Below are 15,304 nucleotides of genomic sequence, written 5' to 3'. Positions count from 1 at the left end.
GGCGCGAGCCTTGCTCTTTCCTGGTCGGATTCGTGAGTGGTTGTGACTACCGATGATCTTGAAGAGCGGTTGAGTGTAGCTCTGCTCGCCTGATCGCAACACGACGATCCGCTCGGGAAATCAGATAAATAATTCTACTGCATAGCAGAGAGTTGGACCATCCGGGTCCGGAACAACGTTCCCTAGGTCCACGCCGCAAGGAAGACCTACGGTGTGACCCAAATCTCTTGGTGCTGTGAGTACCCGACGAAGGAAGTGGCGACGTGGATGCGATCCGGTCCAGAACGCTCGAACGAAGCTCGGAAGATCCGAACCGGCGGTTCTTCCAGCCCGATATCGAGGCGATGCCGCGGAAGCAGTTGAGCGAGCTGCAGGAACAGCGAATTCTGGAGCTGATACCGGCGGCGTACGAGCATTCGCCGTTCTATCGCGAGCTCTGGTCCGCGGCGGGGGTGGATCCGGGCAAGGTCCGGTCACTCGACGATTTCGCGGCGATGATCCCGACGTTCACGAAGGACGATCTCCGCGCGTACCGCGACCGCACCGGGGACCCGTTCGCCGGTCTGCTGCAGGTGCCGCCGACGCAGCTGACCTCGATCATGTCCACATCCGGCACGACCGGGACTCCGGAACTCCTGCCCGAGATCTGGGAGTCGGTGCCCCCGCTGCCGGGCTGTCAGGCCCGCGATTTCTGGGAGCTGGGGGTCCGTCCCGGCGACCGTGTGATCGTGCCCGCCGGCACGTTCCGCGGCTTCTACGACACCTTCTTCCAGGAGATGGGACTGGTGCCGGTCTTCGTCGACTCCTGGATCGGCCAGGGCGCGGAGATCATCGCCGCGCTGCGGCGTTACCGGCCGGCGTGGATCCAGCTCGTGATGCCCATGGTGCTGGAGTTGGAGCGGTTGGAGGGTGCCTACGACATCCGGGAGGCGTGTTCGTCACTCAAGGGTGCGGCGTTCGCCGGCCAGCCGTTGGGGGCCGCGCTGGCTTCGAAGGTCCGTGACGACTGGGGCATGGAATTGTTCACCTTCACCAGTGCCGGAGACACCGGAACGGCCTGGGAATGCCGCGAACACGATGGCTATCACCTGTGGGAGGACCTGGTGATGGCCGAGTCCCTGGCGACGGATGGTCTGCGCTCGGTCCCCGACGGCGAGATCGGTGAACTCGTCGCCACCGACCTCGACAACCGTGCGGCCCCGCTGATCCGATACCGCAGCGGTGATCTGGTCCGGCTGGACCGAGGCGTCTGCGGCTGCGGTCGCACTCACGTCCGGCAGTGGATCATCGGCCGATTGGGCGACGAGACGGTCGTCGACGGCAAACCGGTGGTGTTGGCGGAGCTGTGGCCCGCGATCGAATCCCAGGAGGAGACCCACGACGGGATGTTCCAGGTCATCCGCACGTCGCGGGTCGCCGATCGGCTACGCCTGCGCGTCGGCTACCAGTCGACCGGCACCCCGGATCTGGACGACCTACGTGGTCGGTTGTCCGCCGCGGTAGTCGCCCGGGTCGGACTGGAACCCGAGATCGAACTGGTTCCGGTCGACGACCTGCTGGCCCGTAGTTCGAGTGTTGCGAAGTTCCCGAGAGTGGTGAAGGAATGAGTCGGAAATCGATCGCGGAGGCCATGGCCGGGCACCACCCGTCCCTCGCCGGCATCGGGCAATTCCCCTATGAGGGTGGCAATGTCGCGTTCGAGATCGGGTGGCCGGAGGTCGAGCGGGATACGGTGTGGGCACACCGGTTGCTGGCGGTCTGGGGTATCGGTCGAGGGGATTTCGTCCTGTTCACCGGCCGGAATTCCGAAAGTCCGTGGTTCAACCCGATTGTGCGCGCAATCCGCGCCATGGGCTCGGTGCACAGCAATGCCGAGCCCTACGCCTGGGACGCGCGGCGTAGCACGGCCCTGCTGGGATTCCTGACGATGAAGGCGATGATCGGCCTTCCTGCCGAACACGCCGAGGTACTCCTGGCCGACGAGCGGTCGACCGGCTTGCTACGCGAGTTGCCGGTGATCTGGGCGCGAACCGAAGCGATCGGCTCGCTCCGATCCGCGGGCCTCCAGCCAGCCGAAATGGCGCTGCTGGGACCGGCTTTGGGGGTCGAGTGCCCCGAACGGGCGGGTCTGCACATCGATCCCGCGGAGTGGGAGATCGGTGCGACCGCCACGGGCCCGGTGCTGTCCGCGGTCGGGCAGCGTGTTCACCCGAGCCGTGATCTGGCGCTGGATTTCGCAGGATCGGTCGAGCGGACCCCGTGTGCTTGCGGGCTACCGGGGCCCAGGCTCCGGCACTGACCCCGCCGTCGCGGTGACGCGGACGTTCGCCAGCCTCGCGCAGTCGGTATCGACAGCCTGCGCGTCGGCGGATCGCCGCCTCCGGCATCGCGATACGACTCTGCGGGCCGTTGCTCGGCCCGTACCACCTGAAGGAGAGAAATGAAGCTGGGATTACACCACACCCGGCGCACCGTGGTCGGTGTCGCCGTGGCTGCGCTCGCGGCCGTGACCGCGGTCGCGTGCAGTTCGGGCGGAGACACGACGCCCAATCCGAAGACTGCTGATCCCGCTCTGCTGGGCGCGCAGAATGTCGCGACGGGGTCGGCAGTCACCATCGGCTACATCAGTGAGGGCAAGGCCGTCGCCTATGACACCAGTGCCGAGATGGTCGCCGCACAGGTCGCGGTCGACTACATCAACGAGCACCTCGGCGGCCTGCGCGGGCACCGAATCGAATTGAAGACCTGTGAGTCCAAGGGCAATCCGGCCGCGGCCGCGGACTGCTCGAATCAGATGGCCGGTGCCGGTGCCGTCGCCGTCGTGGAAGGCGCGCTGGGTCTCGTGGATCAGACGATCGACGTGCTGTCGCCCGCCGGGGTGCCGGTGGTACTGGATTACGCGAACTCGGCGAAGTCGCTGACCACTCCGAATGTCTTCGGTTTGCTGAACGGTGTCACGGGGATTTTCGGTGCACCCGCCGAACTGGCGAAGCAGAAGAACGTCACCAAGGCGGCCCTGGTGACCATCGATGTGCCAGGCGCGACCGAAGTCGCCAACCAACTGGGTAAATTGGTATTCGGCAATGCCGGTGTGCAACTGGATGTCGTGGCGATCGCGCCCGGCACTCCGGACCCTACGTCGCAGATCGCCGCAGCGAACCGCAGCCATCCCGGCATGTGGACAATCCTGGGCAGCACCAATTTCTGCAGTGGTGTGCTCAAGGCCATCAAGACCGCGGACCGCGAGGCGACGGTGGCCGTCAACGACAGATGCGTTGATCCGACGATCGCCTCGTCCATCCCGGGTGGGTTCGAGGGAGTGCGTGTGGGCACGACCGCGAATCTCGATCCGGCCACCGAGGACGTCAAGGTCTTCCAGGCTGCGATCGACAAATACCACCCCGGTCTGCGGATCGATGCGAACGCAGCGGGTGGCTGGCAGCCGATGGTGGGCCTGGCGCGGGCCTTGAATGCGGTCCAAGGACAGGACATCACTCGTCAGTCGGTGTCGGACGGGCTCCGGACCGCGCCGCCGCAGCCGTACCCGCTGACGAACGGTATCCAATTCCAGTGCGACGGCAAAGCACTCGCGCTCTGGCCGAATGTCTGTGAGAACGACTTCATCGTCTCGACGGCCGACAAGCAGGGCGTCCTCGGCGCATACCAGGTCTTGAAAGCCGACCCATCGATGTTCGCACTGCCCACTCGCTGACCGACCGATCGGAACCGGGGAGGCGGTCGTGCCGGGTGCGCGACCGCCTCCCCAGTGCGCGCCGCCTAGGTGCCGGTGCCACGCCGCGGTGGCCGTCATCGGCCATGGAATTCCGGTTTCCGATGTTCGAGAAAGGCTGACATCGCTTCGCGCGAATCGGCCGTATTGACCGCGAGGATCTGGGTCCGGTTCTCCCGATCGACTGCGTGCTGGAAGTCGCCGGACTGATTGGCCCAGAACACCTCCTTGGTCGCGGCGAGCCCGAACGGTGCAAAGGACGCGATGCGGGTGCCCATGTCGACCGCCCGGGCGAGCAGCTCATCGTCCGGATACACCGCCGACACGAGTCCCCGTCGTTCGGCTTCCGCCGCGGGCATCAGCCGGTTGGTCAGCATGAGCTCGAGGGCGCTCGATGTGCCGATCAGCCGGGGCAGGTGCCAGCTGATGCCGCTTTCGCAGGCGCTCAGGCCCATCCGGATCGCACCGTCGCGGAATGCGGCGGACTCACCCGCGATGCGGATGTCGGCAGCGAGGGCCAGCCCAAGGCCGGCGCCGACAGCCGGCCCGTTCACTGCGGCGATGACGGGATGCCGGAGTTCCCGCACCGCGACGGCCAGGCCGCTGGTGCGTTGCTGGGCCTCGAACCGGGCCGGAATGTCCACTGAACTCCGCTCACGGGCTCCGGCCACGTCGGATCCGGCGCAGAAGGCGCGTCCGGCGCCGGTGACGACCACCACCCGCAGGTCGCGACGTGCGTCCAGCGTCGCCAGTACACGCAACAGTTCATCGATCAGCGGCCACGTGAGCGCATTGAGGTGGTCGGGCCGGTTCAGCGTCACCAGGGCGACGCCGGGCTCGGGGTCCGACACCAGCAGCAGAGAGTTGTCGACGTCCATCGTGCGAATCCTTCTGTCCTCGTCCGCGCATCCCGGGCGGAGCGGTCGTTGCATTTGCGAAGCAAGCCTATTACGGTAATAGTCGTGACCGAAAATATGCGCGGGTGAACCGCCCGATGACGGAGCCTTCCGGCCATCGCGACCTCTTCGACATGACCGGCCGGGTCGCCCTGATCACGGGCTCCACCCGCGGCATGGGCATGGCCGCCGCGGAGGAGCTCGCCCGGCACGGTGCCGAGGTCGTGATCGTCGGCCGGAATGTCGGGGACACCGGTGCTGCGGCCGAGACGATCAACGCGGCGATCGGCGCCGAACGTGCGCACCCGGTCGTGGCCGATATCGGCCATCGTGACACGGTGCTGGACCTGGTAGCGCGGACACAACGCGACCTGGGCCGCATCGACGTGCTGATGTTGCATGCGGGCATGAACATCTGGCTCGGTGAGACCACCGAGCTCGAGGATCGCACCCTCGCCAAGTTCCTGGAGAGCAGTGTGATGTCGGCACACTGGTTCTGCCGTGAGGTGCTGCCGGGAATGGTGGAACGTGGCTGGGGCAGAATCGTTTTCACGTCATCGGTGATCGGTTCCACGCTGGGGAGCTCGGACAACGGGCCCTACGGCATCACCAAGGCGGCGTTGGTGCAAATGGCGCGCAATCTCGCCTGTGAATACGGCAGGCACGGGATCAGGGCCAATGCCATCGCTCCCGCTCTGTTCGACACCCGGCAGGCGCATTCGGTGTTGTCCGACGAAGACCGCCTCCGCCGTTACATCGAACGCTGCCCTGCCGGAAGAGTCGGCCAGGCCAGCGAATTCGCCGGTCTCGCTCTGTTGTTGTCGTCGGACGCGGGCGGTTACATCAACGGCCAGGCCATCAACGTCGACGGTGGCTACTCGGTGCTCTGGGACTCGTACTCGTGAGTGAGCTGCTGGTGCAGGCGCACCCCATCCGTGTCGAGGTCTGGACGTTGAACCGGCCCGCCGCACGCAACGCGTTGACGAGCACGCTCGCCGCGCGGCTCCTCGCGGAGCTGGCGCGCGCAGAGGCGGACGCGGAGGTCGGGGCGGTCGTACTCACCGGAGCGGGTCCAGGTTTCTGCGCCGGCCTGGATCTGGCCGAGTTCAGCGGGGCCGACGCGCCTCGTGGACTCGTCGGAGACGCGATTCGTCGCGCACGCGACTTTTCGAAGCCGCTGATCGGTGCCGTCAACGGCGCCGCGGTCACCGGTGGATTGGAACTGGCGCTGGCTTGCGACATCCTCCTCGCGACACCGGAGGCGATCTTTCGCGACACGCACGTGCGAATCGGCGCGATGAGCGGCAGCGGGATGACCGTATTTCTCTCGCGCGCCGTGGGGCGCGGCTGGGCTCGGCGAATGATTCTCGCCGGTGACCCCATGCCGGCCGAGGTCGCGCTCCAGGTCGGCCTGGTCACCGAACTTGTGCCCATGCCCGAACTGCTGGATCGCGCGACGGCCCTCGCGGGCCGGATCGCGGCGATGGATCCGGCCCTGGTCTCGACAACGAAACGACTGTGCGATGCGACCGACCGTACGACCGCCGAAGCAGGTCTGGGTCTGGAAGCCGCAGCCCTCCGGGAACACCGGGAGAAAGGCCGAGGATGGAAGACACACCCGTGACCCCGCCGCCGTCGGACGTGGCCGAAGTCGCCGATTTCAACCCGCTCTCCGCGACGATCGCGGACGACCCGTTCGCGGCATTCGAGCGTGCCCGGGACGCGTGCCCGGTACACCACACTGCCGAGTTCTCACCCGAGTTCTACAGTCTCACAAGGTTTTCCGATGTGTTGGCGGCATTGAACGACGCACACGCGGAAATATGGTCCGCCGAGAGTGGGAGCAGCCCGCAGTTCAACCGCCCGATCGGCTTCAACCAGGACGGCGCGAACAGCCAGGAGTTCCGGAAGCTGTTCCGCAAGTGGCTGTCTCCCTCGGCGGGAGCGGTGAACGCCGAATTGATCGACGCCACGATCCACGACTTGATCGATGAGATGATCGTCGACGGGCGGACGCGGGGCGACTTCGCCACCGAATTCGCTGTCCTGTTGCCGATCCGAGTCATCGCACGTCTCATCGGTATCCCGCCGGAGGACGCGGCCGAGCTCAAGGAGATGACGGACGAGTTCCTGGGCGCATTCTGCATTCCCGCCGCCAACGGTGTCGCGCCTGCGGTCGCCCGGCTCAATGCGTATTTCGCGCCGCATCTCGAACATCGTCGTGCCCTGTTGCGCGAGGCCGGGATCAGCGAGCCGGCGGAGCGCGATCTCGGGGACGTGTTGCCGGACGATCTGCTCAGCTACATGCTCGTGCTGCGTTACCGAGACCGGGGCCTGACACCGGCCGAGATCGGCTATGTCCTGGCGACCGCTCTCACCGGCGGGAACGACACGACCACATCGATGTTGACGAATGTGATCCACCGGCTACTGGAGAGGCCGTCGCTGTGGCAGCAGGTCGTCGACAACGGGAAACTGGTCCAAACCGCGATCGAGGAGAGCCTGCGTCTGGATCCGCCGGTGCTCGGACTGTTCCGGACCAATACCGAAGATGTCACCGTGGACGGTTGCCCGATTCCGGCGAACTCCAAGGTGATGCTGTTGTTCGGCTCCGGGAATCGGGATTCGCGGCAATGGGAGCATCCGGACGAATTCCGGCTCGACCGGACACAGAAAGAGTTGCGCCGCCATTTGGCGTTCGGTGCCGGCGTGCATTTCTGCCTCGGTGCCCAGTTGGCGCGCTCGGAAGGCTACCGCGCGCTGGAGATCCTGCGCACACGGCTGCCCCACCTTCGTCTCGACGGCCCTGGTGAACGCGTGCCGCAGTGGCATCTGTGGGGCCGACGCCGCCTTCCGGTCCGTTGGGACGATCCGCAGGCTATGGAACAGGGATGAACCAGATGACAACGAATTCCGAACCCGAGATCCTGGTCGAGGCGGACGGCCCGGTGCGGCTGGTCACATTCAATCGGCCCGATAGTCGAAACGCCACCAGCGTGACCATGCACCACGAATTCTTGTCCCTGTGGCCGAAACTGGCTGCCGATCCGGGTGCACGCTGCGTCGTCGTGACCGGTGCGGGCAAGGCATTCAGTGCTGGCGGCGATTACGAAATGATGCAACTCTCGTTGCAGCCGGCGGGCCGCTGGCGGAATGTCGACGAAGCGCGGCGCCTGCTGGTCGAACTCGTCCACTTCCCGCTGCCGATCGTCGCCGCCGTGAACGGCGCGGCAGTCGGTCTCGGCGCGAGCTTTCTCGCCTTCAGCGACTTCGTGGTGATGGCCGAATCCGCCTTCATCGCTGATCCCCACGTCGCGGTCGGATTGGTGTGCGGCGACGGTGGCGTTGCGTGGCCGCTGCACGTGGGACTCCTGCGCGCCAAGGAACTGCTCCTGCTCGGCGGCAGAATCGGCGCCGCGGAGGCAAAAGCCGCGGGCATGGTGAACAGAGTCGTTCCCCGCGACGATGTTCTCGGCGAAGCTCTCGACATCGCGCACCGGCTCGCCGCACTTCCGGCAGGCGCCCTCCAGGACACCAAGCGTGCGCTCAACATGTACCTGGAAACCAGCCTGGCCGGTCCGGTGGGACATTCGTTGATGACCGAGCGCTACAGCATGGCCTCGGAAGAGCATTGCGAATTCGTGAATCGGCAACTCGGGTCGTGAGCCCGGTTGTGACATATTTCCTCGTTTCGGAGATCTCGTGATCAGAACCAGATTGACCGATCTGTTCGGTATCCGGCACCCCATCGTGCAAGGGGGCATGCAATGGGTGGCCACGGCGCCCCTGGTCGCGGCTGTCGCGGAGGCCGGGGCGCTCGGCTTCCTGTCCGCGCTCACCCAGCCCACTCCAGCGGATCTGGTTCGGGAGATCGAGCGGTGCCGAGCCCTGACCGCCGAGCCTTTCGGAGTGAATCTCACTATCCTGCCCTCGATCACGCCACCGCCGTACGACGAATACCGGAGAGCCATCATCGATGCCGGAATCACGGTCGTCGAGACCGCGGGTTCGAATCCGGCCGAGCACGTCGACGCGTTCAAGTCCGCCGGCCTCACCGTGGTGCACAAATGCACCAGTGTCCGCCATGCGGTGTCGGCGCAGCGTCTGGGAGTCGACGCGGTGAGCATCGACGGCTTCGAATGCGCCGGGCACGCCGGTGAGGACGACACGCCCGGTCTCGTTCTCATCCCCGCCGCGGTGGACGAATTGAGTATTCCGGTCATCGCCTCGGGCGGATTCGCGGACGGCCGTGGACTGGTCGCCGCGCTGGCGCTGGGTGCCGAGGGCATCAACATGGGCACCCGCTTCATGTGCACCGCCGAGTCCCCTATCCACGACAACGTCAAGCAGCGGATCCGCGACTCGGACCTGCGCGATACCGACCTGATCTTCCGCGAGTTGCGGAACACCTCACGCGTGGCTCGTAACGCGATCAGCCGACAGGTGGTCGACATGTTGCGCCGAGGCGCGAACTTCGAGGACATCCGGCCGCTCGTCGCGGGTGTTCGCGGCAGAGAGGTCTACACGACCGGCGACCTGGATCACGGTGTGTGGACCGTGGGGATGGCACAGGGCCTGGTGCACGACATACCCACGGTCGGTGACGTGATCGTCCGCATCGTTGCCGAGGCCGAAGCCCTCATTCGATCTCGCCTGGTCGCGAGCACGGTCGGCGATCTTCCCGTCGCCGGATGAGTGGCCGGACCGGCCACGAGAACCCCATCCATCCCGAGAGGAACCAATGGACGAGCCGCAGGTCGTGATGGTCACCGGCGCAACCGGGGCACAGGGCGGAGCCGCGGTCGACGCGTTGCTCGGCGCAGGGCGATCGGTCCGGGCACTGGTCCGAGATCCCGCGTCCGAGGCCGCGGTGCGACTGGCCGAGCGCGGTGTGCAGCTGTGCGCGGGCAGCTTCGACGACGTGGATGCCGTCCGCACCGCCGTCGACGGCGCCGATGGGGTGTTCTCGATGCAGTTGCCGCCGCATCCCAAGGACCTCGACAGCGAGCGGCGGGCGGCGGAGACCCTGGTGCGCGCGGCGGAGGACGCGAACGTCCGGATGTTCGTGCACACTTCCGTCGCTCGGGCGGGCGACCATGCGCAGTTCGCCGGATGGGACGAGAACCGCTGGTGGCAGCCGTACTGGACCAGCAAGGCCGCAGCGAACGATGTCGTGCGATCCAGTTCCCTCGAGCGGTGGGTCATACTCAAGCCCGCCTACATGATGGACAACTTCGTCCCGCCCAAGGCGGATCTGATGTTCCCGCAACTGGCGAAGGGCGAGATCACGACGGCGATGGCTCCGGAGACCCGTCTGGACCTCATCGCGGCCGCGGACATCGGCCGGGTTGCGGCGGCGGCATTTGCCGACTCCGCACACTTCGACCGCCAGGAAATTGATCTCGCCGCCGAATCGCTGACGATGTCCGAGGTTGCGGCGGTGCTCACACAGATCACCGGACGGACCGTCCGGGCCCGCCATCTGGATCCCGAGGGCGCGGTTGCCGCAGGCAGTTCCCGAGGCCCGGTCCAGAACCACCAGTGGCTGTCGGCCGAGGGCTATCGGGTCGACCTGTCGCAGATGCCGCGCTGGGGCTTCCATCCGGTGACATTCGCGGACTGGGCCACCGAACACGCATCCGACCTCGTAGTCGGCCAACGCTGACCACCTGGTCTGCGCCGTTCCCACCGCGGGGACCGTCGACGTGACCACCGGCCTCGCCGACCAACTCTCTCCGATCGGATCCTCTGGGGCACCCTGAGGGACGATGAGGGCGGCCAGCACGCGATCATGCGTCGAGTACCGGCAGTCCGGGACAAGGCGAAGGCCAGTGAGGATATCGCGGCCCAACCGGGCTCGGTTCGGCGAAGGAAACGAGATCGAGATCCGAGGTCTTTGCGTAGCCCGGAGCTATACCGTTGTGCACGAGCATTCCGTTCCTCGCGGACGGCCGGTTCCGCACCGGGGACGTGGAAAGGATCGATGAGCCCGGGCGGCGGTGGCTGACACGCCCCATCCCGGGCCGGGACGGATGGCCTACAGTCAAGAAATGGTATCGCCGCAGCACCCTCGGTCACCTGCCACCGACCGCAGGCGCGCCGGGCGACCGGTGGATGCCACCGTCGAGCAACGCGTGCTACGGGAGGCCAGGGCCGAGTTGGTGACAGCCGGGGTCGACGCGTTCAGCCTCACGGCGACGTTGCGGCGTGCGAGGGTCGGCAATAGCGGATTCTATCGGCGATGGGCCAGTGTGCAGGACCTCATCGTCGACGCATTCGCTTCGATCGCCACATGGCCGGACGTCCCCGACCTCGGCGATCTCCGACAGGAATTGCGCGTCCTGATCGAGGCATTCGATCGGCCGGGGGCGTGGCGGAGCCTGCAGATTCTGTTCACTTTCGCGGGTCAGGCCGCCCGGCATCCGGAACTGTACGCGCGCGTACAGCGAACAGTGATCATCCCGGGTAACGAGCGGGTCATCGCGGTATTCGAACGTGCCTGTGCGCGTAAGGATTTCCCTGGAGACGCCGATCCGCGAGCCCTTGCGGCGGCTTTTATCGGCGCACTGACGGTGGTCGAGCAATGGTCGGTCGGCGGCCACAATGTGGGGACAGGCCTCGAGACCGTGCTAGATACCTTTGCGGCACTGTCCAACCGGTCGGCGTAGGTCCGCCCGATTCACTTTTCGTCGCCGTTGCGGGAGGTACGGCGTTGGGTCGTTTTGCGGTGTCTGCCAGGCTTTGCTCCGCGGCCCTGAAATCTGGATACCCAGTCGGTCAACCGAACCCGGGGCAGTCCCGCCCGTTGCAAACCCTCACCAAAGTCGATTCGCCCTCATGGAATGGGCCGACTGGCACAACGACGCCGGGCTGGACTACCTCACCCGGGCCGAATACGAGACCGCGTACCATGCTCGACAACCGCCACGCCGACCGGCGCTGGTTCGACGCCGAAGCCGGTCCCCAACTTGTAACGGTTCAACCACTCGGCCCGCTCGCCGGTGTTTTCGCGTGGACGCCTACCACCAGCCATTTCACTGCTGAGAAGTTGCTCGCCTATACTGGCAGAGGTCGGTTCACTTCCGCACCCAGGTTGAGACATGACTGCTCACAATTCTCATGACATGTTTGTATACGCCGACGCGGCGCTCCAGGTGGTCGGGGCGGCTGTGTGAGTCGAGGCGACCTACCCGACTCGAATCCGGACTCGACACAACCTCGGCTTCCGCCTGAGATTGCTGACGAGTTGCGAGAGGCTGGATTCGGCGACGCTACCGAGGTTGGACGAGGTGGATTCGGGGCCGTTTTCCGCTGTGTCGAGTTGTCGCTGAACAGAGTTGTCGCCGTGAAGGTGCTCGCCACAGCGCTGGACGACGAGTGGCGTGCTCGATTCTTCCGGGAACAGAGTATCGCCGGCAGTTTCTCCTCCCATCCCAACATCGTGCAGGTGCTGAGAGTCGATACCACTCCAGCCGGCTATCCGTTTCTCGTCATGCCGTTCCACGTCCGCGGGTCGTTGGATCGTCAAATTCGTGATGAGGGTCCCCTGCCGTGGGCCGATGTGCTGTCGCTCGGTGTGAAAATCGCCAGCGCTCTGGCCACGGCGCACACGGCCGGAGTCCTCCACCGGGACGTGAACCCGTCGAATATCCTGCTTACCGACTACGGAGAGCCTCAGCTGGCCGACTTCGGCCTGGCGCGGGTTGCCGGTGCCTTTCGTACTGCAGAAGGAGTCGTTGCGGGGACGCCTGCCTACACTGCCCCCGAAGTCCTCCAGGGCAAGCCTGCCACGGCAGCATCCGACCTCTATGGGCTCGGCGCCACTCTGTTCACCGCTCTCACCGGTCATGCAGCGTTCGCCCGCAAGCAAAATGAATCTCTTGTCGCGCAGTTCCTTCGAATCGGCAGCGACCCCGTTCCGGATGTGCGTTCATCGGGTATGCCCCCGGCACTGTGCTCGGCGATAGAAGCGGCCATGGAACGCGCGCCGGAAAATCGACCGACGTCTGTGGCCGACTTCGCAGCGCAGCTCCGAAATATCCAGTTCGCCAATGGGCTACACGTCGACGTGTTGGTTTTGAAGGGCCGCAGCGGGAGCCGCGGAACCGAGACCACGGAGTCGTTTTCGGAGAAGCCACCTCCCCGGCGCGGGGCGGCTGCCACTCCCGTAACCCGGTTTCGGCCGCCGAGTTCGTCCCATCGGCTGGTCGACCGTCCACGACTGATCCGCATCTTGCGCGAAGGCGGGCAGCGTCGGCTGGCATTCATCCATGCGCCGCCCGGATACGGCAAGACCACCCTCGCTGCCCAGTGGGCCGCGGAGCTGAAAGGCGAGGGAATTCCGGTGGCATGGTTGACGATCGTGCCCGACGACAACAACGTCGTCTGGGGTCTGCCTCGCTTCGTGGAGGCGATCCGCCGGGTCCGACCCGATCTGGGTGGCGAGCTCGCCGGCATCGTCGAAGAAGGGGCGTCCGATGTGGCCCGTCACGTCCTTGCCACGCTCATCGATGAGATTCACGATGCCGGAAAGGCAGTCGCGATCGTGGTCGAGGACTGGCACCGTATCCGTGGCGGCGAAGCCTACGATGCGATGCGCTTCGTTATCGAAAATGGTTGTCGTCATTTGCGTCTGATCGTAACCAGCCGGTCGTCCGCAGGACTTCCGCTGGCCGACTTGCGAGTTCGCGACGAGTTGGTCGAAATCGGTGAGAGTGCACTGCGATTCGATTATGCTGAGGCCGAGGAACTTCTCGTCGATATCGGTGGGCTCGCGCTCGACCCGGCCGACGCGGACCGCCTGCGGGACACCACGGAAGGCTGGGTCGCCGCCTTGCAGCTCGCGTCCCTGTCGATGCGAGGAAAGGCCGATCCGGCGTCCGGTATCGGCCGTATATCGGGACACCACAGAGCCATCGGCGAGTATCTGATGGAAAACGTCGTCGATGATATCGAACCGGAGCTGCTCGAGTTCATGATGCGGACGGCGGTGATCGATACGATCTGCGCCGATCTCGCCCAGGCGCTGACCGGAAGCCCGACCGCGCAGGACACGCTGGAGGAGATTCACCGTCGAGACCTGTTTCTGCGTAGCGCCGACGACGAACTGCACTGGTTCCACTACCACAGCATGTTCGCCGACTTCTTGCGCCATCGTCTGGCCCGGTGCCATCCGGGGCTGACCGAACAGCTGCACAGCGCCGCTGCCGATTGGTTCGCCGGCCACTCGATGACACTAGAGGCCGTGGATCACGCCTTGGCGGCAGGTGACCTCGATCGTGGACTTCGCCTGGTTCTCGACCACGCCGACGACATGCTCTCGGACTCCCGGAACTCTGTATTCCTGGCCCTCGTCGCGAAGTTGCCACCAGCGCTCGCCGAGGCCGATCCACGATTGCAATTGGCGGTGGCCTGGGCAGAGCTGGGGCTGTTCCACCCTGACGCCGCCGGGGCGGCACGGAATCGGGCCGACGCCGTACTCGCCCGACTTCCGTCCAACATCGAAACCGACGACCTCGCAATCGAATCCGAGATCGTCAGGGTGACGCAATCCTTACAGTCCGACCGCTTCGACGAGGTATCGCCTGCGGCAGAGCATCGCCTGATGCAGCGACCGTTACGGTCGTTCGTAGCCGACGCCGGAGCCGTCGCGGTGGCCACGACAGCCTTCTTCCATTTTGATTTCGAAAGAGCCCGCCGGTGGCATGAATACGTCGTTTCGAACAGTGTGACCGATCATCCGGTCGTCATGGCGCTGAACGATACGATTGCCGCGATGGCTGCATTCGAGCAGCTGGATATCGATGGAGCCGAATCGATCCTCCGGCGAGCGCTGGAAATAACTCTGGAGTCGGGCGCTCGGTCGCACACTGCGAAATTGATCGTCTCCACGCAACTCGCAGGATTGCTTTACCAAACCGGCCAGTTCGCCGAAGCTGACGAACTGGCGCCCGACGCGGCGGACATCGACGTAGCAAACGTGGAGGTCCTGCTGACCGCGTACCGGACCACCGCGGGCCTGGCAGCGGTCCGCGGCGATGTCACCGCGGCGGAGCATTGCCTCAACGAGGGACACCGTGTCGCGCACCGGCTTTCACTTCGCCGCCTGGCGGTCCAGATGCTCGATGAGCGGGTCCGGCTCGGTTTGCCCATCACTCACGACGAGCGCCACCGCCTGACTGACCTCGGCGGCTATCATCAGCAGCCCGACCATATCCAGGCTGTCACGGCTGAATTGGAACAAGATGCGGCAGTCCGGCTCCTGCTCGCAGAGCGCACACCGGTGGCGAGCCGGTCGTCGATCGAGAGGTCCGGCAAGTTGTTCGAGCAAATTCGGCAACAGAAGCGACCGCGAGCCCTGCTGCAAGCGCAATTACTCTACGGAAGCTGCCTGGTCGCCGGCGGCCGGACCCCGGAGTCCATCGACCTACTGACGCCTGCGTTGTCTCGGTGCGCAGAGCTCGGGCTCGTCCGATTCGCTGTCGACGCGGGGGGCCCGGGACTCGCCTCCATCGCAGAGACTCTTCACGGAGCGCCCGATCGGTCCGGGCTACCGTCGCGGCAGTTCCTGCAACGTCTACTCGACGATATCTGATCTGCGCGCCGAGGCCGTCGAGACTAGGAGACTGCTGAATAAGGCTGTTTTGGTGGGTGCGCGCGTAGGGTCCGGGGCTTGGGT

At 65.5% G+C, this 15,304-nt stretch carries 12 protein-coding genes; 11 read left to right on the top strand and 1 reads right to left on the bottom strand.

Translation table 11 applies throughout. The annotated features are described in order from the left end of the window. Nucleotides 1-359 precede the first annotated feature (359 nt). The 3 genes from LBW94_RS25385 (at nucleotide 360) to LBW94_RS25375 (ending at nucleotide 3,712) form a co-directional block, all read left to right on the top strand. On the top strand, nucleotides 360-1,607 hold the full coding sequence (locus LBW94_RS25385) for a phenylacetate--CoA ligase family protein (RefSeq protein WP_225060548.1): 1,248 nt from the start codon (nucleotides 360-362) through the stop codon (nucleotides 1,605-1,607). Beyond that, the gene (locus LBW94_RS25380; RefSeq protein WP_225060549.1) at nucleotides 1,604-2,299 is read left to right on the top strand and encodes a hypothetical protein; all 696 of its coding nucleotides are present in this window, start codon (nucleotides 1,604-1,606) and stop codon (nucleotides 2,297-2,299) included. Before LBW94_RS25385 ends, LBW94_RS25380 begins: the two co-directional genes overlap by 4 nt. 141 nt (nucleotides 2,300-2,440) lie before the next feature. Beyond that, complete coding sequence (locus LBW94_RS25375) at nucleotides 2,441-3,712, top strand: ABC transporter substrate-binding protein (protein WP_225060550.1); 1,272 nt, start codon at nucleotides 2,441-2,443, stop codon at nucleotides 3,710-3,712. A 95-nt stretch (nucleotides 3,713-3,807) separates the two neighbouring features. Here the strand turns inward: LBW94_RS25375 and LBW94_RS25370 are convergent, their stop codons facing one another. Continuing rightward, nucleotides 3,808-4,608 (bottom strand): enoyl-CoA hydratase/isomerase family protein, encoded by an 801-nt coding sequence (locus LBW94_RS25370; RefSeq protein WP_225060551.1) that lies wholly within the window; start codon nucleotides 4,606-4,608, stop codon nucleotides 3,808-3,810. Nucleotides 4,609-4,724: 116 nt separating this feature from the next. Here LBW94_RS25370 and LBW94_RS25365 point away from each other — a divergent pair, with 116 nt between their 5' ends. From LBW94_RS25365 to LBW94_RS25330, 8 genes are all read left to right on the top strand, one after another. Further along, complete coding sequence (locus LBW94_RS25365; protein WP_225060552.1) at nucleotides 4,725-5,531, top strand: SDR family NAD(P)-dependent oxidoreductase; 807 nt, start codon at nucleotides 4,725-4,727, stop codon at nucleotides 5,529-5,531. Nucleotides 5,532-5,578: 47 nt separating this feature from the next. Then, nucleotides 5,579-6,250 (top strand): enoyl-CoA hydratase-related protein, encoded by a 672-nt coding sequence (locus LBW94_RS25360; protein WP_255634851.1) that lies wholly within the window; start codon nucleotides 5,579-5,581, stop codon nucleotides 6,248-6,250. A 17-nt stretch (nucleotides 6,251-6,267) separates the two neighbouring features. Further along, nucleotides 6,268-7,521, top strand: a complete 1,254-nt coding sequence (locus tag LBW94_RS25355) for a cytochrome P450 (protein ID WP_225060553.1) — start codon at nucleotides 6,268-6,270, stop codon at nucleotides 7,519-7,521. Beyond that, the gene (locus tag LBW94_RS25350; protein WP_225060554.1) at nucleotides 7,461-8,291 is read left to right on the top strand and encodes an enoyl-CoA hydratase/isomerase family protein; all 831 of its coding nucleotides are present in this window, start codon (nucleotides 7,461-7,463) and stop codon (nucleotides 8,289-8,291) included. The genes LBW94_RS25355 and LBW94_RS25350 overlap by 61 nt, the downstream gene beginning before the upstream one ends. A gap of 40 nt (nucleotides 8,292-8,331) precedes the next feature. Further along, nucleotides 8,332-9,321 (top strand): nitronate monooxygenase, encoded by a 990-nt coding sequence (locus tag LBW94_RS25345; RefSeq protein ID WP_225060565.1) that lies wholly within the window; start codon nucleotides 8,332-8,334, stop codon nucleotides 9,319-9,321. Nucleotides 9,322-9,367: 46 nt separating this feature from the next. Then, entirely contained in the window at nucleotides 9,368-10,291 is a 924-nt protein-coding gene (locus tag LBW94_RS25340; RefSeq protein WP_225060555.1) for an NmrA family NAD(P)-binding protein, read from the top strand. A gap of 445 nt (nucleotides 10,292-10,736) precedes the next feature. Continuing rightward, the gene (locus tag LBW94_RS25335; RefSeq protein ID WP_225060556.1) at nucleotides 10,737-11,294 is read left to right on the top strand and encodes a TetR-like C-terminal domain-containing protein; all 558 of its coding nucleotides are present in this window, start codon (nucleotides 10,737-10,739) and stop codon (nucleotides 11,292-11,294) included. 503 nt (nucleotides 11,295-11,797) lie between these two features. Next, a complete protein-coding gene (locus tag LBW94_RS25330; protein WP_225060557.1) occupies nucleotides 11,798-15,220 on the top strand; it encodes a serine/threonine-protein kinase in 3,423 nt (1,140 codons plus the stop codon). The last annotated feature ends 84 nt before the right edge of the window (nucleotides 15,221-15,304 follow it).

Origin of the sequence: Nocardia sp. alder85J (genome assembly GCF_020176955.2) — a bacterium.
In the GTDB taxonomy this organism is placed as follows: Bacteria; Actinomycetota; Actinomycetes; order Mycobacteriales; family Mycobacteriaceae; genus Nocardia.
Note: the sequence above shows the minus strand (reverse complement) of the source record. Positions and strands in the feature narration are given on the sequence as shown.

Excerpts from the sequence above, each read along its gene's own strand:
- LBW94_RS25380 (WP_225060549.1), top strand. The coding sequence starts at position 1,604 with ATGAGTCGGAAATCGATCGCGGAGGCCATGGCCGGGCACCACCCGTCC.
- LBW94_RS25375 (WP_225060550.1), top strand. The coding sequence starts at position 2,441 with ATGAAGCTGGGATTACACCACACCCGGCGCACCGTGGTCGGTGTCGCC.
- LBW94_RS25370 (WP_225060551.1), bottom strand. The coding sequence starts at position 4,608 with ATGGACGTCGACAACTCTCTGCTGCTGGTGTCGGACCCCGAGCCCGGC.
- LBW94_RS25365 (WP_225060552.1), top strand. The coding sequence starts at position 4,725 with ATGACGGAGCCTTCCGGCCATCGCGACCTCTTCGACATGACCGGCCGG.
- LBW94_RS25340 (WP_225060555.1), top strand. The coding sequence starts at position 9,368 with ATGGACGAGCCGCAGGTCGTGATGGTCACCGGCGCAACCGGGGCACAG.